Source organism: Mitsuaria sp. RG (assembly GCF_028369275.1).
GTDB classification, from domain to species: Bacteria; Pseudomonadota; Gammaproteobacteria; order Pseudomonadales; family Pseudomonadaceae; genus Aquipseudomonas; species Aquipseudomonas peradeniyensis.
In genome coordinates this window covers 31,639-49,963 of the sequence record NZ_JAQMYQ010000030.1, presented here as the reverse complement: position 1 = coordinate 49,963, position 18,325 = coordinate 31,639, and the positions used below count along the sequence as shown (strand labels likewise).

Here is an 18,325-nt window from a genome sequence, read left to right as displayed (position 1 = left end):
TCAGCCTTCCCGCCGGCCATCGAGCAAGCGGCGCAGGTGCAGCGGGTTGCCCTGTTGCAGCGCATCGGGCAGCAGAGCATCGGGGAAGTCCTGGTAGCACACCGGGCGCAGGAAACGCAGGATCGCCGCAGTGCCTACCGAGGTGCCGCGGGTGTCGGAGGTGGCCGGGAACGGGCCGCCGTGGACCATCGCGTCGCACACCTCGACCCCGGTCGGCCAGCCGTTGACCAGAATCCGCCCGGTCTTGCGTTCGAGGGTAGGCAGCAGCTGGCGGGCGCAGTCGAGGTCGGCGGCGTCCAGGTGCAGGGTGGCGGTCAGCTGCCCTTCCAGGTGTTCGGCGACTTGGCGGACCTGTTCATCGCTGTCGCAAGCGACCAGCAGCGAGGCGGAGCCGAATACTTCGGCCTGCAGTGCCGGGTCGGCGAGAAACGCCTGGGCCGAGGTAACGAACAGGTGCGCCTGGCATTGGTTCGGGCCTTGATGGGGCTGACCGCTGGCGATCTGTCGGGCATTGCGGTTCTCAGCCAGTGCGGCGACGCCATTGGCATAGGCGCTGGCAATGCCGGGTGTGAGCATGGTCTGCGCCGCAGTTTGCCGGACATGCTCGGCGGCAGCATTGATGAAGCGTTCGAGGGCCGGCCCCTGACGGGCGATCAGCAGCCCGGGGTTGGTACAGAACTGGCCGGCGCCTTGGGTCAGTGAAGCGACGAAGGCTTGCGCCAGAGGTTCCGCTCGGGCTTGCAGGGCGGCTTCGAAGAGGAACACCGGGTTGATCGAGCTCATTTCGGCATAGACGGGGATTGGCTCCGGACGTGCCTGGGCGGCCTGGCACAAGGCGAGGCCGCCGCTGCGCGAGCCGGTGAAGCCGACGGCCTTGATGCGCGGGTCGCTGACCAGACCGATACCGGCCTCACGGCCGGCGCCGTACAGCAGTGAGAACACGCCTTCGGGCAGCTCGCACTGCGCGACCGCCCGAGCCACGGCCTGGCCTACCAGTTCGCTGGTGCCGGGGTGCGCGCCATGAGCCTTGACCACCACCGGACAACCGGCGGCCAGTGCCGAGGCGGTGTCGCCGCCGGCCACCGAGAAGGCCAGCGGGAAATTGCTGGCGCCGAACACCGCCACCGGGCCCAGGGCAACCTGTCGTTGGCGCAGGTCGGGGCGTGGCAGTGGCTGGCGCTCGGGCAGGGCGTTGTCCACCCGTACATCCAGCCATTCACCGGCCCGTACCACGCAAGCGAAAGTGCGCAGTTGCGCGCAGGTGCGGCCGCGCTCGCCCAGCAGTCGAGCCTTGGGCAGGCCGGTTTCGGCATTGGCGCGGTCGATCAGGGCATCGCCCAGGGCTTCGATCTGCTCGGCGATGGTGTCGAGAAAGTGGGCACGTTGTTCGAGGGTGGTTTCGCGGTAGGCATCGAAGGCTGCCCAGGCCAGGGTGCAGGCCTGGGTTACCTGCTCGGCGCTGGCGCCGACGTAGGCGGGTTCTAGGGCCTGGTTGCTGGCCGGATCGATGGCGCGGATCGGTGCTTCGGTGCCGACCACGGAGCGTTGGCCGATTAGCAGGTTGCCGGTGAGGGGCATGAGGACATCCTTTGGAATTAAATTCAGACTCAAGGGCGTACCGCAGCCCTGTGGGAGCGGGTTTACCCGCGAAACAAGCAACTCGGTGCATGGCACCGGCCTTGCCGGTGTTCGCGGGTGAACCCGCTCCCACAGGGGGGGCGGGCTGTCCTCGATATCAAGCCTGGTTCTGCTCGGCCGACCAGCTGGCGTACCAGGTGCGGAACAGCGCGTACTGCTGTTCGGCGTAGTGGCGCTGGGCGTCGGTGAGGGCGTCGGTTTCGTTGAAGTGCAGGCGGTACTCGGTGTCGCCGTTGAGCACCATCAGGTGCTTGTAGTACAGCACCAGGTCGCAGCCTTCATCGAACGACGACAGCACCGCCAGCGCCGATTCCAGCTCCCGGGCCTGGCGTCGGGCCTTGGCATCACCCTTGGCGGCGCGCTTGCTCAAGCTGACCAGTTGCAGCACTTCGCGCGGCAGCGCGTTGCCGATGCCGGTGATGGCGCCGGTGGCGTTGCAGTTGACGAAACCATGCACCACTTGCGTGTCGACGCCGACCATCAGGGTCACGTCATCGTCCTGGGAGGTGATGTGTTCGGCGGCATAGCGCAGGTCGGCGGCGCCGCCGAACTCCTTGAAACCGATCAGGTTGGGGTACTCGCGACGCAGGGCGAAGAACAGGTCGGCGCGGGTGGCGAAACCGTAGTAGGGGCTGTTGTAGATCACCGCCGGCAGCTTCGGCGCGGCGCCGAGAATGGCCGAGAAGTGATGCTGCTGGGCGGTCAGCGAGGCGCCGCGGGACAGCACCCGGGGGATGACCATCAGGCCGGCGGCGCCGACCTTGGCGGCGTGGGCAGCGTGGGACACCGCTTCACGGGTGTTCACCGCGCCGGTGCCGACGATGGTCGGGATGCCGGCGGCCACCAGGCGCGCCACGCCCTCCTGGCGCTCGGCCTCGGTCAGCAGCGGCCAGTCGCCCATCGAGCCGCAGTACACCACCGCGCTCATGCCGGCGTCGATCAGTTCGCGGCCCTTGCGCACCAGGGCGTCGAAGTCCGGCTTGCGCGCGGCGGTGCAGGGGGTCATCAGGGCGGGCATGGTGCCGGTGAAGATGTTGTCGGTCATTGTTGTCACTCCTGGCGGTATTCAGTGGGAAATGAAGGGGTCAGATGCCCCAGGCGAACGGATCCTGCTCGTCGATCAGCAGGGTGCTGTCGGCGGTCATGTGGGCGCGGCCGGTGATGAACGGGCGAATGCGTTCGCCGTCGCGCTCGTAGCGGCCGTGGAACTGGCTGCCGGTGATGCTGGCCTGGACCCAGGGCTGGCCTTCGGCGAGCTTGCCGTCGGCGGCCAGGCACGCCAGCTTGGCGCTTGTGCCGGTGCCGCAGGGCGAGCGGTCGTAGGCCTTGCCGGGGCACATGACGAAGTTGCGGCTGTCGGCGTTGGCGTCGTCGGCGAACAGCTCGACATGGTCGATCGGGGCACCGTGTTCACCGGTGATGCCCTGGGCCTCGAGGGCCTTGAGCAGGGCCCAGGTGTAGTCGGTGAGGGCTTCGCGGTTGTCCAGTTCGATGCGCTGGCCGTGGTCGGAAACCAGGAAGAACCAGTTGCCGCCCCAGGCGATGTCGCCACGCACCAGGCCATGGCCCGGCACGTCCACCGCCACCTGCCGGCGGTAGCGGTAGGATGGTACGTTGCCGACGGTGACGGCGCCGTCGTCATGCAGGGTGGCGCTGACCTGGCCGACCGGCGTGTCGATCTTGTGCACCCCCGGTTCGATCAGGCCCAGGTGGTGCAGCGAGGCGACCAGGCCGATGGTGCCGTGGCCGCACATGCTCAGGTAGCCGGCGTTGTTGAAGAAAATCACCCCGCAGGTGGCATCCGCAGAGATTGGCGGGCAGTACAGCGCGCCCACCAGCACATCGTTGCCGCGAGGCTCCAGCAGGCAGGCGCGGCGCCAGTGGTCGTGCAGCTCGCGCAGTTCGTCACGCTGTTCGGCCATGCTGCGGCCGTGCAGGGTCGGAAAGCCTTTCATCACCAGGCGGGTCGGTTCGCCGCCGGTGTGGGAGTCGATGACGTGAATCTCTTTCATAGGTCAGTTCGTTCCAAAGTGTGGGGCAATCATGGGAGCGGGCTTGCCCCGCGATGAGGCCGCTTGCCCTGAATCGCGGGGCAAGCCCGCTCCCACGAGTTCCCGTCAGTTCTCAGGAGGCCAGTGCAGCCGGCTCGTGCCCGCGATTGGCTTCGGTACCCGCTTCGCTTTCATCCTCGCCATCGAGCCGCACCAGCCGGGCCGGCACGCCGGTGGCCGCGCCCCAGTAGTAGATGCCCAGGGCACTGGCGGCGACGATCACGGTGTCCAGCGGATGGCCGATCACACCCAGGCCGCCGAAGCTGCCCAGCCAGGACAGGAAAATGGTCACGGCGTAGAAGCCGATCAGCCAGGCCGACGAGCGCACCTGTTGGCCCAGCGACAGGTGTTCGGTGGGGACGAAGCGGCGGCACAGCAGGTACAGCACGAACATCACGATCTGCAGCGCCAGCAGCCAGGACACGGTGTTCCAGCCCGACCAGTAGACGATCAGCGCGGCGATGATGAACGACAGCGGGCCGAGCACGCCCATGCCCTTGACCCGGAACGGCCGGGACATGTCCGGGGCGTTGCGGCGCAAGGCGGCGACCGACACCGGGGCCACCGCGTAGCTCAGCACCAGGGCGGCGGACACCACGTTGATCAGCGCTTCCCAGGACGGGAACGGTAGGGTCCAGAACACCGCCAGGCCGAAGGTCAGCCACAGCGCCGGGCGCGGAATGCCGGACTGCTCGTCGATGCGGGTGAAGTACTTGAAGAAGGTGCCGGTCTGCGCCCAGCCATAGATTACCCGTGGGGTGGCATTCATATAGATGTTGCCGCAGCCGCTGGGCGAGATCACCGCGTCAGCCACCACCAGGTAGGCCAGCCAGCCGACGCCCAGGGCCAGGGCGATGTCACGGTAGGGCAGGGCCAGCTCCTTGGTCACTCCGGCCCAGCCGTTGGCAATCATCTCGGTCGGCACGCTGCCGAGGAACGCCAGTTGCAGCAGGGCATAGATCGCGGTGGACAGCAGCACCGAGAGAATCAGCGCGATAGGGATGGTGCGCTGCGGGTTCTTCACCTCGCTGGCCACCGAGATGATCGGCGTAAGCCCCAGGTAGGCGAAGATGATGCCGCCGGCCGACACCGCCATCTCAACGCCGGACAGGCCGAACGGCGCGAAACCCTGGACCTCGAAGTTCTCCGGTTTGAAGAAGGTGAACAGCACGCCGATCACCAGCAGCGGCACGATGAACTTGAACACGCTGACCAGGTTGTTGGCCTTGGCGAAGGTCTTCACGCTGCGGTAGTTGAGCAGGAAGAACAATCCGAGCAGGGCGAACTGCACCAACCAGCCGAGCACCGTAGGGTCGCTGGAGCCGGTCTTGGTCAAGGCCGGGAACCAGGCTGCGGCGTACTGGCGCGAGGCGACCACCTCGATGGCGATCAGGCTGGAGAAGGCGATCAGGGTAATGAAACCCATCAGGTAGCCCAGCAGCGGGCCGTGGGAATACACCGGGTAGCGCACCACGCCGCCGGCCCGTGGCAGGGCGGCGCCGAGCTCGCAGTAGACGATGCCCAGCAGCAGCACCGCAAAGCCGCCGAGGAACCAGGAGAGGATGCCGGCCGGGCCGGCGATGGCCGAGACGTGGCTGGCGGCGAACAGCCAGCCGGAGCCGAAGATGGCGCCCAGGCCGATGAAGGTGAGGTCCAGCAGGGACAGCTGTTTCTTGAATTTGCCTGACATGGTTGCGCCTTTTTGTAGGTTTTGGATAGGCAGGTCTGATGTCACGATGCGGCGGCATGCGCCGCGTTCTTGTAGGTCATGGGGCGGCTTGCGTGGGGCATAGAGTGGACCGATCGGGGCCGGGGTTCTTGATGGTTTTCTGCAAGGTGGGTGACGAAATCGGCATAGTCGAAGAAAAGACTGGCGAGCTGGGGCGGTGGCTGGATAGGCTGGATTGCATAGCCGGCAAGGGCTGGAGAGATGCAGTGGCAATACCGGCCTCTTCGCGGGGCAAGCCCGCTCCTACAGGTATTGCGCTTGCTTCAAGATCGGCGCGATCCCTGTAGGAGCGGGCTTGCCCCGCGAAGAGGCCGGCCCTGCCACCGGAGACCTGATTGAATGTCACACGACTCACTGGCAACCCTGTACCAGACCCTCGACCAGCACCGCCCCGAATCCCTCGAGGCCCTGCTCACCGGTGTGGTCTGGCTGCTGCCCATGCTCGACGTGATCGCCAATGCGGCGATCTTCATCAAGGACGACCAGGCCCGCTACGTCCTGGCCAACCGCACACTGGTCCAGCGCTGCGGTCTGAAGCACCTGCAACCGCTGCTGGGCAAGACCAGCGCCGAGGTGTTCCCGGCGCGCCTGGGCCCCGGCTACACCGAGCAGGATCGACGGGTGCTGGAGCAGGGCCTGGTGCTGGAGGACCAGCTGGAGTTGCACCTGTACGGCAGCCGCGAACCGGGCTGGTGCCTGACCCACAAGCGTCCGCTGTACGATCCGGCGGGGACGATCATCGGCCTGGTGGGCATTTCCGTCGACCTGCAGTCAGCCGCCGACACCCACCCCGCCTACCAGCGCCTGGCGGCGGTGGATGCGCATATCCGCGCGCATTTCCACCAGCCGATCAGCATGGGCGAGCTGACCCGCATCGCCGGGATCTCGGTGGCGCAGCTGGAACGCTACTGCAAGCGGGTGTTCCACCTCACTCCCCGGCAGATGATCCACAAGGCCCGCCTGGAGCATGCGCACCAGTTGCTGCACAGCGACCTGCCGATCATCGAGGTGGCCCTGCGCTGCGGCTACACCGACCACAGCGCCTTCAGCCGGCAGTTCAGGCAACTGACCGGGTTCACCCCGCGGCAGTACCGGATGGCAACGAATTAAAGGTCGATGCATAAATGCATTGATTTATTATGCTTTTATGCATATATTGGGTTTCAACGCTACTCAGTAGCGTGCATAAACTCAATCGATACAGGATGTTCACGATGACAACCGCTTACACCGCCAAGAATTCCCTGCCTTTTGCAGCGCTACCCACTACCGATGGTGTCGTTCAGTACTTTCGTGCGACCAGCACCAACGTAGCGGATGCGTCCTATGCTCCCGATGGTCTGGCAGCCGCGCCGATCTACGGCCTCGGTGGCCAGCTGTTGCAAGGCAACGAGATTGTCGCTGGCGGCAATGTGACGCTGGTTTCCTACCTCGGTCCACTGCTCAACCAGGGGGCCCTGTGCTGGATCCTGCTGAACTGCGAGGGTGGTGCCCAGCAGGTGGCCAATGCCACGCATAGCCAGCATGCCGTGACGCTTGGCCAGATCATCGGATTCTCCGGAGCCGCGCCTGGTGACATCAAGTTCTCCGCAGCCAACGAGGCGCCGGTGGGCTGGCTGAAGGCCGATGGGGCATTGGTGTCTCGCGCCGAGCATGGCGCATTGTTCGCCGCCATCGGCACCACCTATGGCGCTGGCGATGGTGTCACGACCTTCGGTCTGCCTGACCTGCGCGGTGAGTTCATCCGTGGCTTCGATGACGGCCGTGGGGTAGACCAAGGCCGGGCGTTCGGCTCCTGGCAGAAGGGCAGCCTCTACCCTTACGACACCACCGAGAACATAGCCAACGGCGTCTGGAGTGCATCCACCACGCAGAACACAGGTCCCGCTTCGCAAGTCGCGATGGGCGTCGATGCCTACTCCACCGACGAGTATTCGACCATTTCGCTGGGTGGGGTCGATGCGCGGGTCAACTATGCATTGCCAGGTCTGTTCGGTGACCGTGGTTACTCCGGGATCACCCGCCCACGCAACATGGCCATGCTCGCATTGATCAAGTGCTGATCACTTGCTGCTGAACAGGGCACGCGCCTCGTCGAAACACTGCTCGGCGATGGCCGAGCGCGGCTCGCTGCGGCGCAGCAGCAGGCCGACCGGGCTGTGGATGCTGGCTTCCTGCACCGGGATGATGCGCATGTGCTTGCTGAGGTCTTCCAGGCCGCAGTCCAGCGGCATGATCGCGCAGCACACGCCGGTGTTGATCGCCTGGATCAGCTGGAAAGTCGAGTCGCTCTCGAGCACGGCATTGGGCGCAAGGCCCCGGCTGCGCAAGCTCAGGTCGAGGGACTGGCGGTAGTGCATGCCCTTGCTCAGCAGGCCCAGCGGCAGCTCGCCGAGGTCTTCCCAGCGCAGGCTATCGGCCTCGAACTGGAAGTGCCGGGTGTCGTGCAGCAGGCCCATGGTGGTGGTGCTCAGCTCGATCACTTCGAAGAAGCTGGTGTTGACCTGGTCGAGGTAGCAGATGCCCAGGTCGAGCTGGTTGCGGCTCAGGCCGTCGATCACCTGCTCGGAGCTCAGCGACGACAGCTGGAAGTGCAGCTCGGGGTACTTCTCGCGCAGCGGCATCAGCAGTTGCATGGGGTTGAAGCTGGCCAGCGGCACGGTGCCCAGGCGCAGGCTGCCGACCACCTGGCCGCGGCAGCTGGCGGCCTCGGCCTGCAGGCCGTCATGGGCGGCGAGCAGGGTGCGGGCCCAGGCCAGGATGCGCTCGCCGGCTTCGGTGAAACCTTCGAAGCGCTGGCCGCGCTTGACCAGCACCAGGTCCAGTTCGTCCTCGAGGTTGCGCAGGCGCATGGACAGGGTCGGCTGGGTAATGTGGCACAGCGCCGCGGCCTGGCCGAAGTGGCGGGTCTGGTCGAGGGCGATGAGGAACTTGAGCTGTTTGATGTCCATGGTGCGGCCTGGGGTTGCGGGGTGGGTAGACCTTAACCAAGAGTGAAGCACCTGGCTAATCCTTGATGAACATTTCACCGACCCGGTAGCGGGGCCGAGATCGGCGATAGAAATCGTCGATCACCCGGTACGCCCTATCGATTGGACGCTGCCGGGGCTTGTCTCTAACGTGGCCGCGAAGCCAATCCTGGAGCAAAGGCCATGAGCGTGAAACCGGACGCGGTGTTCGTACCGCTGAACATCGCGGTGCTGACCGTCAGCGACACCCGCACCTACGACACCGACACCTCCGGCGAGCTGCTGGCCAGCCGCGCCGTCGGCGTGGGCCACCGCCTGGTGGCGCGGGAGCTGCTCAAGGACGACCTGTACAAGATCCGCGCCCAGGTCGCCACCTGGATCGCCGACGACCAGGTGCAGGTGGTGCTGATCACTGGCGGCACCGGTTTTACCGGGCGCGACAGCACGCCGGAGGCAGTGGACTGCCTGCTGGACAAGCGCATCGATGGGTTCGGCGAGCTGTTCCGTGCACTGTCGATCCTCGATATCGGCACCTCGACCGTGCAGAGCCGGGCCTTGGCAGGCATGGCCAACGGCACCCTGGTGTGCTGCCTGCCGGGTTCGACCGGCGCCTGTCGCACGGCCTGGGAAGGTATCCTGGCCGAGCAGCTGGATGCACGGCACCGGCCTTGCAACTTTGTCGCGCACCTCAAACCAATCGGGGTCTGCGAAAGCCGCGGTTGACCTCAGGAACCCCATCGCGGGGCAAGCCCGCTCCCACGCTGATCTCATATCAGCACACACAGGCTGGCGTGGGAGCGGCGGTGCGCCGATGCGACTTGCCCCGCGATGAGACTTCAACTCAACACATGATCCACCGGCACCAACGCCGGTGGCAGCGGCTCATGCCCCAACGCCGCCAGGACATCGCGTTCGACGGTGCGCACCAGCGCATCGGTCGGCAGATCGTTCTCGTCCCGGCCGAACGGGTCCTCCAGCTCGTTGCCGATCGCATCCAGGCCGAAGAACGTGTAGCTGACGATGGTGGTGAACAGCGGTGCCAGCCAGCCCAGGGGTTCTGCCAGGGCAAACGGCAGCAGCAGGCAAAAGATGTAGATGGTGCGGTGCAGCAGCAGGGTGTAGGGGAACGGCAGCGGCGTGCCCTTGATTCGCTCGCAGGTGGCCTGCACATCCGACAGGCCGGCTAGGCGCTGCTCCAGGAGGGTGTAGCGGAACTCGCTGATCGCGCCGTCCTTCGCCAACCGTGAGCACTGGGCACCGATATCGCGCAGGATACCGTCGCACACGTTGTGCGCGGTGATCGGCGCGTCCTCGGCCAGCCAGGTGCGCGCCAAGGGCAGTTCGTCTTCGTTGCGCAGCCGGGCATTGAGGGCATGGGCGAACCCACACAGGCCGCGCAGCATCTGCGCGCGCAGCTGCTGGTCCTCGATCGCCACGCTTTCGCGCACGAACGAGCGCACCTCGATGATCATCCGTCCCCAGGCCTTGCGGCCCTCCCACCAGCGGTCGTAGCAGGCGTTGTTGCGAAAGCTCATGAAGATCGACAGCGACAGCCCCAGCAGGGTGAAGGGCGTGGCGCTGACCGGGTAGAACAGCGCCGGGTAGTGCCGCTCGACCAGCACGATCAGCGCAGCCAGCAAGGTCACCGCCAGGCAGCGCAAGGCGATACGCTGGACAATCGAGCCCTTGAGGGTGAACAGCACGCGCAGCATGTCGGGGCGTGAGTGGACGATCAAGACGGTTCCAGAGGCGGCCGATCAGCCGCCGGTCATGTTCATGAAGCGCAGGATCTGCACCTCGCCGCCCACTTCGAAGTGGTGGCGGTAGGGCTTGAGCTGCATGGCGTCGCGCAAGGCCTTCTCCAGGCGGGCGCTGTCGCCGGGGTGTTGGCGCAGGACCTGCTTGAGGTCCACCGAGTGCTCGTTGCCCAGGCACAGCAGCAGGCGGCCTTCGACGGTCAGGCGCACGCGGTTGCAGGTGGCGCAGAAGTTGTGGCTGTGCGGCGAGATGAAGCCGACCCGGGTATCGGGGGCTTCGGCCAGGCGCCAGTAGCGCGCCGGGCCCTGGGAGGATTCGGCTGACTCGACCAGGGTGAAGTGCTCGGCCAGGCGGGCGCGCACGTCGTCGCTGGAGCAGAAGGACTCGCCGCGCTCGTGCTCGCTGATGACGCCCAGAGGCATTTCTTCGATAAAGGAGATGTCCAGCTCGCGGTCGATGGCGAAGCGCACCAAGTCGACGATTTCGTGGTCGTTGCGGCCCTTGAGCACCACCGCGTTGAGCTTGGTGCGGCGAAAGCCCGCGGCGCGCGCGGCATCGATCCCCGCGATCACCTGCTTGAGGTCGCCAGTGCGGGTCAGGGCACGAAAGCGCTCGGGGTCAAGGCTGTCGAGGCTGATGTTCAGGCGCGAGACGCCGGCATCGAACAGCGGCTGGGCCAGGCGGCCGAGCTGCGAGCCATTGCTGGTCAGGCACAGTTCGCGCAGGCCGGGCAGGGCGGCGATGCGCTCACACAGCCCGACGATGCCCTGGCGCACCAAGGGCTCGCCACCGGTCAGGCGGATCTTGCGGGTGCCCAGGGCGACGAAGCGCTCGGCGACCAGGTACAGCTCCTCGAGGCTGAGAATCTGCTGGCGCGGCAGGAACTGCATGTCTTCGGCCATGCAATAGACGCAACGAAAATCGCAGCGGTCGGTGACCGACATCCGCAGGTAATCGACTTTGCGGTTGAAACCGTCGATCAGGGCCTGGGGGTTCTTTTCCACGTTCGCGCTCGACCTGTGCAGTGGCTGGGGGCGGCGAAAGGCCGCAGACAAGGTTCAAGCTATAACCTGCGCCCAGTGACGTCAAATTGCTTTCCCCGACCGTTCGATCAGTCTCGTCTATCACGGCTGCAGGCCACGGAGCTCAAGGGCTATACCGGGTGATCGAGACGGTTTATCACGCTGTCATTTATTTCGATTGGACGCACTGGGAGCGGCTTCTTAGGCTGGAAAAAACACCGTGCGGAGAAGCGCAGCATGAGCCAGGACGAACACATCAGGGACTACAAGGGGCCGGCCGCCGGCTGGGGCGCGCTCAAAAGCGTGACCAAGAGCTGGCTGGGCAGCGAGAACGCCTTCAAGAACCTGCGGGCCATGCTCAAGACCAACCAGAACGGCGGTTTCGACTGCCCGGGCTGTGCCTGGGGCGAGTCGCCGGAAAGTGACATGGTCAAGTTCTGCGAGAACGGCGCCAAGGCGGTCAACTGGGAGGCCACCGGTCGCTCGGTGGATCCGGCGTTCTTCGCCCGCTACAGCGTCAGCGCCTTGCTCGAGCAGACCGACTACTGGCTCGAATACCAAGGGCGGATCACCCACCCGATGCGCTACGACGCGGCCACCGATCATTACGTCGAAACCAGCTGGGACGAGGCGTTCGCCCTGATCGCCCGGCACCTCAACGGCCTCGAGTCGCCGGACCAGGCCGAGTTCTACACCTCGGGTCGGGCCAGCAACGAGGCGGCGTTCCTCTACCAGTTGTTCGTGCGCGCCTATGGCACCAACAACTTCCCCGACTGCTCGAACATGTGCCACGAGGCCAGTGGCGTCGGCATGGCCGAAACCCTCGGCGTGGGCAAGGGCACCGTGGTGTTCCATGACCTGGAGCTGGCCGATGCGATCTTCGTCATCGGCCAGAACCCTGGCACCAACCACCCGCGCATGCTCGAACCGCTGCGCGAGGCGGTCAAGCGCGGCGCCCAGGTGGTCTGCTTCAACCCGCTCAAGGAGCGGGGCCTGGAGCGCTTCCAGCACCCGCAGCACCCGTTCGAGATGCTCAGCAACGGCTCCGAACCGACCAACACCGCCTACTTCCGTCCAGCACTGGGCGGCGACATGGCGGCCATGCGCGGGATCGCCAAGTTCCTCCTGCAGTGGGAGCGCGAGGCGCAGTTGAACGATGAGCCACCCGTGTTCGATCACGCATTCATTGCCGAGCACACCAGCGGTGTCGAGGATTACCTGACGCTGGTTGATACCACGCCGTGGGAACACATCATCGAGCAGTCTGGCCTGAGCAAGGCCGAGATCGAGCTGGCCGCGCGCATGTACCGCAAGGCCGAGCGGGTGATCATGTGCTGGGCCATGGGCGTGACCCAGCACCGCCATTCGGTGCCGACCGTGCAGGAAATCGTCAACCTGCAGCTGTTGCGCGGCAACGTCGGCAAGCCAGGTGCCGGCCTGTCGCCGGTGCGTGGCCACAGCAACGTGCAGGGCGACCGCACCATGGGTATCGACGAGAAGCCCAAGGCGGCGCTGCTCGATGCACTCGAGAAACGCTTCCAGTTCAAGGTACCTCGCGAGCATGGCCACAATGCGGTGCTGGCGATCCAGGCCATGGAGGAGAGACGGGCCAAGGTGTTCATTGCCCTGGGCGGCAACTTCGCCCAGGCGACTCCGGACACTCCGCGTACCCACGCGGCGCTGCGCAACTGCGAACTGACCGTGCAGATTTCCACCAAGCTCAACCGCTCGCACCTGGTGACTGGGCGTGATGCGTTGATCCTGCCGTGCCTGGGCCGCACCGAGATCGACATCCAGGCCGAAGGGCCGCAAGGCGTCACCGTGGAAGACACCTTCAGCATGGTGCATATCTCCCATGGCCAGCTGAAACCGCGCTCGCCGCTCCTGCGCTCGGAGCCGGCCATCGTCGCCGGCATGGCCAAGGCCACCTTGGGCAGCAAGCCGATTGACTGGGACTACGCGATTGCCGACTACGCTCGCATCCGCAGCATGATCGCCGACGTCATCCCGGGCTTCAGCGAATTCAACGAGCGCCTGCAGCATCCGGGTGGCTTCCACCTGGGCAACAATGCTGCGGACCGTAATTTCCGCACCGCCACCGGCAAGGCGCGGTTCACCGCGAACGTGCTGCCCGAGCAGTTGGTCAACGCCCAGGTGCTGGCCCGTGGCGACAAACCCGACCTGATTCTGCAGACCCTGCGTTCCCACGACCAGTACAACACCACGTTGTACGGGCTGGACGACCGCTACCGTGGGGTGTTCGGCCTGCGCGAGGTGGTGTTCGTCAATGAGGCGGACATCCGCCGGCTGGGCTTCGAGCCGGGCGAGCAGGTGGACCTGGTGTCGCTCTGGGAGGATGGTCGCGAGCGGCGGGTCTCGGGGTTCCGCCTGGTGGCCTATGACGTGCCGCAAGGCCAGGCGGCGGCCTACTATCCGGAGACCAACCCGCTGGTGCCGCTGGAGAGTTATGGCGAGGGGACCTATACGCCGACCTCGAAGTTCGTGGCGATCAAGCTGGAGAAGGCCAGGGCCGGGAACCGGATCGAGGCGATCACCACGGAGGTGTAGGAGCGGCCTTGTGCCGCGAAAGGGCTGCGTAGCAGCCCCGACAATCTCACATGATGCCGAAAACCCGGGGGCGCTGCGCGCCCCTTTCGCGGCACAAGGCCGCTCCTACAGAAGAGGGGCGCGCTGTTGCACTTTCAGCGACGTACCGGATACGCCGTGGTGTACTTCATCTGCTCCATGGCAAAGCTGGAGGTGATGTTCGACAGCCCGTCGGTGCTGGTAATCAGCTTCTTGTAGAAGCGGTCGTAAGCGGCGATGTCGCCCACCACCACCCGCAGCATGTAGTCCCAGTCACCGGACATGCGGTACACCTCCATCACCTCCTCGAATGCCGTCACCGTGGCGGCGAACTGCGCCAGCCAGGCGCTGTCGTGGCGCTGGGTCTTGAGCTGGACGAACACCGTCAGGCCCAGGCCCAGGCGCTCGGGGTCGAGCAGGGCGACGCGGCCGCGGATGTAGCCTTCCTCTTCCAGGCGCTTGACCCGCTTCCAGCACGGCGTGGTAGACAGGTTGACCGCCTCGGCCAGGTCCTTGAGGGACAGCGACGCATCACGTTGGAGCAGGGTGAGGATGTGCTGGTCGAAATTGTCCATGGCGTCATCTGGCAGGTTTGAGGGAAAGTTTTCCAAGGTTAGCCGTACGAGGCGAACGTTGAAAGCCTTTCGGCTGGTTCTTCGACAGCAACGTTCTGTTGGCGCCCGGGCCTTGCGGATATGAGATAGTGGCGGTTTTCCATCCTCAGTCAATGGACCCGACCATGTCCGACAAACCGCGCAATTTCGCCACCCGCACCATCCACGCCGGTGAGCAGTCCAGCGTCGCCGACAACGCCATCTTCCCGGCCATCGTCACTTCCAGCTCGTTCATCAAGCGCGGCCTGGACGACAACCCCGAATACGCCTACAGCCGTGTCAGCAACCCGACCCGGCACGCCTACGAGACCTGCGTGGCCGCACTGGAGGAGGGCGTCGGCGCGGTCGCCTGCGCCTCGGGCGTCAGCGCCACCGCCACGGTGCTCGAGCTGCTGTCCAAGGACGCCCACGTGGTGGTGATGAACGGTGTCTACGGCGGCACCTTCCGCCTGCTGGAAGACTACCGCGGGCGCACCTCGGGCCTGACCACCACCTATGTCGACCTCAACGACGTCGAGGCCGTGGCCGCGGCGATCCGTCCGGACACCCAACTGATCTGGATCGAGTCGCCGACCAACCCGCTGCTGCACCTGGTGGACATCAAGGCGGTCTGCGACCTGGCCCGCGCCCGTGGGGTGATGACCTGCATCGACAACACCTTCTGCTCGCCCTGGAACCAGCAGCCGATCACCCTGGGCGTGGACCTGGTGATGCATTCGGCGAGCAAGTACATCGGCGGCCACTCCGACCTGACCGGTGGCGTGGTGGTGGCGGCCAATCACGAACTGCTGGGCCGTTTGCGCAAGATCAGCATGGCGGTCGGCGCGATCCAGGGGCCGTTCGACTGCTACCTGGCGCTGCGCGGGCTGAAGACCCTCGACGTGCGCATGGAGCGCCAGAGCGCCAACGCCCTGCGCGTGGCGCAGTTCCTCGAACAGCATCCGCAGGTCGAGCAGGTCTACTACCCGGGGCTGGAAAGCCACCCGCAGCATGAGTTGAGCAAGCGCCAGATGCGCACCGGCGGTGCGGTGGTGGCGCTGCGCATCAAGGGGGATCGGGCCGCGGTCAACCGCCTGGTTGAGGCGCTGTCGATCTTTGTCCTGGCCGATTCGCTGGGTGGGGTGGAGAGCATGATCAACCACTCCTGGAGCATGTCGCACAACTCCCTGAGCCCGGAGCAGAAGGGCGTGATGGGGATCAGCGAGAACCTGGTGCGGTTGTCGATCGGGATCGAGGATTACCGGGACCTGATCGAGGACCTGGACGCGGCGCTGAAGGCTTCAGCTTCCGTGTGATGGCTGCCGGCCCATTCGCGGGTAAACCCGCTCCCACAGGTACAGTACTGATTTCAATGTGGGTGGTGGCCCTGTGGGAGCGGGTTTACCCGCGAAGAGGCCGGCAAATGTTCTGGTTCAGTCAGGATTTGGGCGGATGGACGATCCGTTCGATCTCTTCCTTGATCAGAGCGCGTTCTTTTCGAAGTCGATTGAGGTTGTCATCCGTAGTGAGGCCGGTTTTTTCAACGTTCTCAATGTCATGATCCTTCTCGGTGTAGCGTTTCTTCAGCTCTGCGAGTTTGTGGTTTTCCTTCGCAAGCGCATTGAAGTCATCTTCCTTTACGCCAAGGTCTTCAAATAGATTGTGCGGAACTGGCATTTCTCCACCTCTCTCAGGGTTGGTAAGCGAACCTGAACCAAGAGGATAGTCGCCTTTGCCGCATTGCGGGACTGGGTTAGGCTGTCGCCCATCCCTGCGTAACCGGAACCTGCGCCATGCCTCACCTGAACCTGGAATACAGCGACAACCTGCGCGAGCTCAATGTCGACGTGCTGCTGCTGCGCCTGAACCACGCCCTGGTCGGCAGCGGCCAGTTTGCCGAAGAGCTGGACATCAAGAGCCGTGCCCAGGCCTTCGCCCAATACCGGGTCGGTACCGCGCCGGGCGAGCGGGCCTTCGCCCATGTACGCCTGGCGATCCTCAACGGGCGCACGCCGCAAGTGAAGCAGCAATTGTCCAACAGCCTGCTCGAGGTGCTGCGCGAGGCGATCCCCGGCCAGGCCGGCCTGGACATCCAGCTGTGCGTGGAGGTCCTGGATATCGATCGCGAGCCGTACGCCAAGCTTCGCCTGCCTGGCTGAATGGCAGCTGAATGAAAGTTGTTTAATGGATGAAAGACGTCGGCATACTAATTGTTGGCGTCTTTTTCACAAAAAATTGATGCTAGGCTTTCTAGAGTTCGGCCAACTTCCCAACCTGCCCGTCCGGGCGTGTTGGCCGCTGATGAACTCTTGTTGCGAACGCCATGCTGAAACTCAAATCCCTGCGGACCGAATGGGTCACGTTGCTGGCCAGCCTGTACCTGTTGATCGGCTTCAATAGCTTGCTTTGGCAACACCTGGAATCCATCGTGCCGCCGGGCATGGTGGGGCTGTGGCTGAGCCTGGCGTTCGCCGTGCTGATGCTGTTCGCCTTCAATCTCATACTTACCTTGCTGGCGTTTCGTTATGTCCTGAAACCGGTATTGATCGTGTTGTTCCTCAGCGGTGCAAGTGTCGCTTACTTCATGAATCAATATGGTGTGCTTATTGATGCCGGCATGTTCCGCAATGTTGCCGAAACCAATGTGGCAGAAGTACGCGATCTGCTCTCGCTGAAGTTTGCCCTGTATATCCTGCTGCTCGGTGTGCTGCCGTCGCTGCTGGTGTGGAAGGCCAGGATCGCCTATCGCCCCTGGCACCGCGAACTGCTGGGCAAGCTGGTGGTGAGTGGGGCCTGCGTCGCGGCCCTGGGCTCGGTGGCGCTGGTCAACTACCAGGGGTTGGCGTCGTTGTTTCGCAATCACCATGAACTGCGCCTGATGCTCACGCCGAGCAACATTGTCGGGGCCTCCATCGGTTATGTCAGCGAACAGGTGGGCAGCGCCACCCGGCCATTTCAGCGCTATGGCGAAGATGCCCGTCGCGATAGCGCCTGGCAGCAGCATGCGCGCAAGTCGCTGACCGTGCTGGTGGTCGGCGAGAGTGCCCGGGCGGACAACTTCGGCCTGCTCGGCTATGCCCGCGACACCACGCCACGACTGGCCAAGGAGCAGGGCCTACTGAGCTTCACCGATGTCCACTCCTGCGGCACCGAGACCGCCGTGTCGGTGCCCTGCATGTTTTCCGGCATGCCGCGCAAGGACTACGACGCCCGCGTGGCCAAGAACCGCGAGGGCCTGCTCGACATCCTCCAGCGCGCGGGCCTGGCGGTGCAGTGGCGTGACAACCAGTCCGGCTGCAAAGGCACCTGCGACCGGGTGCAGTTCATCGATGTGAGCAACCTCAAGGAGCCGGCGCTGTGCGCCAGTGGCGAATGCCATGACGAGATCCTGCTGCAGGGCCTGGCCGAGTTGCTAGACAACCTCGACCAGGACACCGTGCTGGTGCTGCACCAGATGGGCAGCCATGGCCCTGAATACTTCAAGCGCTACCCCGCGGGCAACGAACCCTTCACCCCGGTGTGCCGCAGCAACGCCCTGAACCAGTGCAGCCAGCAGGAGATCGTCAACGGCTACGACAACACCCTGGCCTACACCGACAAGGTGCTGGCTACCCTGATCGACACCTTGCGCAGCCGGCAGGACAAGGTCGACACCGCGATGATCTATCTTTCAGACCATGGCGAGTCGCTGGGCGAGTACAACCTGTTCCTGCACGGCACGCCCTACATGATCGCGCCGGACCAGCAGAAGCACGTGCCACTGCTGGCCTGGTTCTCCGACAGCTACCGCGAGGACTTCGGCCTGGACACCGAGTGCCTGGGCAAGCTGCGCGATGCACCGTTGTCCCAGGACAACCTGTTCCACTCGATGCTCGGCCTGCTGCAGGTGCGCACCGAGGTCTACCAGCGATCGCTGGACATGTTCGCCGGCTGCCGGCCGTGGCTGGCGGCCAAACGCTGAGCGGTCGACCGCCCGGCA

General features: G+C 64.9%; 16 protein-coding genes. 7 read left to right on the top strand and 9 right to left on the bottom strand.

Translation table 11 applies throughout. From position 1 onward, the window contains the following. The 4 genes from POF53_RS17300 to POF53_RS17285 all read right to left on the bottom strand — a co-directional run bounded on the left by POF53_RS17300 (position 1) and on the right by POF53_RS17285 (position 5,379). Positions 1-1,578, bottom strand: a complete 1,578-nt coding sequence (locus tag POF53_RS17300; RefSeq protein WP_498968687.1) for an aldehyde dehydrogenase (NADP(+)) — start codon at positions 1,576-1,578, stop codon at positions 1-3. A 157-nt stretch (positions 1,579-1,735) separates the two neighbouring features. Next, positions 1,736-2,683, bottom strand: a complete 948-nt coding sequence (locus tag POF53_RS17295) for a dihydrodipicolinate synthase family protein (RefSeq protein ID WP_498968685.1) — start codon at positions 2,681-2,683, stop codon at positions 1,736-1,738. 40 nt (positions 2,684-2,723) lie between these two features. Continuing rightward, positions 2,724-3,650, bottom strand: a complete 927-nt coding sequence (locus POF53_RS17290; protein ID WP_254464622.1) for a 4-hydroxyproline epimerase — start codon at positions 3,648-3,650, stop codon at positions 2,724-2,726. Between the two features lie 112 nt (positions 3,651-3,762). Then, positions 3,763-5,379, bottom strand: a complete 1,617-nt coding sequence (locus POF53_RS17285) for an APC family permease (protein WP_498968683.1) — start codon at positions 5,377-5,379, stop codon at positions 3,763-3,765. Positions 5,380-5,757: 378 nt separating this feature from the next. On the opposite strand from POF53_RS17285, the gene POF53_RS17280 reads away from it, so the two are divergent. Continuing rightward, the gene (locus POF53_RS17280; protein ID WP_232857185.1) at positions 5,758-6,528 is read left to right on the top strand and encodes an AraC family transcriptional regulator; all 771 of its coding nucleotides are present in this window, start codon (positions 5,758-5,760) and stop codon (positions 6,526-6,528) included. Between the two features lie 104 nt (positions 6,529-6,632). Then, positions 6,633-7,481 (top strand): tail fiber protein, encoded by an 849-nt coding sequence (locus POF53_RS17275; protein WP_050704303.1) that lies wholly within the window; start codon positions 6,633-6,635, stop codon positions 7,479-7,481. Here the strand turns inward: POF53_RS17275 and POF53_RS17270 are convergent, their stop codons facing one another. Further along, positions 7,482-8,369, bottom strand: coding sequence for a LysR family transcriptional regulator (locus POF53_RS17270; RefSeq protein WP_234560246.1), 888 nt, complete (start codon positions 8,367-8,369; stop codon positions 7,482-7,484). A 201-nt stretch (positions 8,370-8,570) separates the two neighbouring features. Between POF53_RS17270 and moaB the strand changes: the two genes are divergently transcribed. Beyond that, on the top strand, positions 8,571-9,110 hold the full coding sequence (gene moaB, locus POF53_RS17265; RefSeq protein WP_498968680.1) for a molybdenum cofactor biosynthesis protein B: 540 nt from the start codon (positions 8,571-8,573) through the stop codon (positions 9,108-9,110). A 113-nt stretch (positions 9,111-9,223) separates the two neighbouring features. Here moaB and POF53_RS17260 read toward each other — a convergent pair whose 3' ends face one another. Next, positions 9,224-10,123, bottom strand: coding sequence for a bestrophin family protein (locus POF53_RS17260; protein ID WP_498968678.1), 900 nt, complete (start codon positions 10,121-10,123; stop codon positions 9,224-9,226). A 21-nt stretch (positions 10,124-10,144) separates the two neighbouring features. Next, on the bottom strand, positions 10,145-11,149 hold the full coding sequence (moaA, locus tag POF53_RS17255; RefSeq protein ID WP_232857187.1) for a GTP 3',8-cyclase MoaA: 1,005 nt from the start codon (positions 11,147-11,149) through the stop codon (positions 10,145-10,147). A gap of 255 nt (positions 11,150-11,404) precedes the next feature. On the opposite strand from moaA, the gene POF53_RS17250 reads away from it, so the two are divergent. After that, the gene (locus POF53_RS17250; RefSeq protein ID WP_232857188.1) at positions 11,405-13,735 is read left to right on the top strand and encodes an FdhF/YdeP family oxidoreductase; all 2,331 of its coding nucleotides are present in this window, start codon (positions 11,405-11,407) and stop codon (positions 13,733-13,735) included. Between the two features lie 134 nt (positions 13,736-13,869). Here the strand turns inward: POF53_RS17250 and POF53_RS17245 are convergent, their stop codons facing one another. Continuing rightward, positions 13,870-14,328: an Lrp/AsnC family transcriptional regulator gene (locus POF53_RS17245; RefSeq protein ID WP_203651322.1), complete on the bottom strand. Its 459-nt coding sequence runs from the start codon at positions 14,326-14,328 to the stop codon at positions 13,870-13,872. A 164-nt stretch (positions 14,329-14,492) separates the two neighbouring features. On the opposite strand from POF53_RS17245, the gene POF53_RS17240 reads away from it, so the two are divergent. Beyond that, complete coding sequence (locus tag POF53_RS17240; protein WP_498968675.1) at positions 14,493-15,662, top strand: trans-sulfuration enzyme family protein; 1,170 nt, start codon at positions 14,493-14,495, stop codon at positions 15,660-15,662. Positions 15,663-15,783: 121 nt separating this feature from the next. Here POF53_RS17240 and POF53_RS17235 read toward each other — a convergent pair whose 3' ends face one another. After that, positions 15,784-16,023: an HP1242/YdcH family protein gene (locus POF53_RS17235; RefSeq protein WP_081100331.1), complete on the bottom strand. Its 240-nt coding sequence runs from the start codon at positions 16,021-16,023 to the stop codon at positions 15,784-15,786. 116 nt (positions 16,024-16,139) lie between these two features. Between POF53_RS17235 and POF53_RS17230 the strand changes: the two genes are divergently transcribed. Beyond that, a complete protein-coding gene (locus tag POF53_RS17230) occupies positions 16,140-16,505 on the top strand; it encodes a 5-carboxymethyl-2-hydroxymuconate Delta-isomerase (RefSeq protein ID WP_232857189.1) in 366 nt (121 codons plus the stop codon). Between the two features lie 164 nt (positions 16,506-16,669). Continuing rightward, complete coding sequence (locus POF53_RS17225; protein ID WP_232857190.1) at positions 16,670-18,307, top strand: phosphoethanolamine transferase; 1,638 nt, start codon at positions 16,670-16,672, stop codon at positions 18,305-18,307. The last annotated feature ends 18 nt before the right edge of the window (positions 18,308-18,325 follow it).

Excerpts from the sequence above, each read along its gene's own strand:
- POF53_RS17225 (WP_232857190.1), top strand. The coding sequence starts at position 16,670 with ATGCTGAAACTCAAATCCCTGCGGACCGAATGGGTCACGTTGCTGGCC.
- POF53_RS17275 (WP_050704303.1), top strand. The coding sequence starts at position 6,633 with ATGACAACCGCTTACACCGCCAAGAATTCCCTGCCTTTTGCAGCGCTA.
- POF53_RS17285 (WP_498968683.1), bottom strand. The coding sequence starts at position 5,379 with ATGTCAGGCAAATTCAAGAAACAGCTGTCCCTGCTGGACCTCACCTTC.
- POF53_RS17295 (WP_498968685.1), bottom strand. The coding sequence starts at position 2,683 with ATGACCGACAACATCTTCACCGGCACCATGCCCGCCCTGATGACCCCC.
- POF53_RS17300 (WP_498968687.1), bottom strand. The coding sequence starts at position 1,578 with ATGCCCCTCACCGGCAACCTGCTAATCGGCCAACGCTCCGTGGTCGGC.
- POF53_RS17250 (WP_232857188.1), top strand. The coding sequence starts at position 11,405 with ATGAGCCAGGACGAACACATCAGGGACTACAAGGGGCCGGCCGCCGGC.
- POF53_RS17245 (WP_203651322.1), bottom strand. The coding sequence starts at position 14,328 with ATGGACAATTTCGACCAGCACATCCTCACCCTGCTCCAACGTGATGCG.
- POF53_RS17240 (WP_498968675.1), top strand. The coding sequence starts at position 14,493 with ATGTCCGACAAACCGCGCAATTTCGCCACCCGCACCATCCACGCCGGT.
- POF53_RS17290 (WP_254464622.1), bottom strand. The coding sequence starts at position 3,650 with ATGAAAGAGATTCACGTCATCGACTCCCACACCGGCGGCGAACCGACC.
- POF53_RS17230 (WP_232857189.1), top strand. The coding sequence starts at position 16,140 with ATGCCTCACCTGAACCTGGAATACAGCGACAACCTGCGCGAGCTCAAT.
- moaB (WP_498968680.1), top strand. The coding sequence starts at position 8,571 with ATGAGCGTGAAACCGGACGCGGTGTTCGTACCGCTGAACATCGCGGTG.
- POF53_RS17270 (WP_234560246.1), bottom strand. The coding sequence starts at position 8,369 with ATGGACATCAAACAGCTCAAGTTCCTCATCGCCCTCGACCAGACCCGC.
- POF53_RS17280 (WP_232857185.1), top strand. The coding sequence starts at position 5,758 with ATGTCACACGACTCACTGGCAACCCTGTACCAGACCCTCGACCAGCAC.
- POF53_RS17235 (WP_081100331.1), bottom strand. The coding sequence starts at position 16,023 with ATGCCAGTTCCGCACAATCTATTTGAAGACCTTGGCGTAAAGGAAGAT.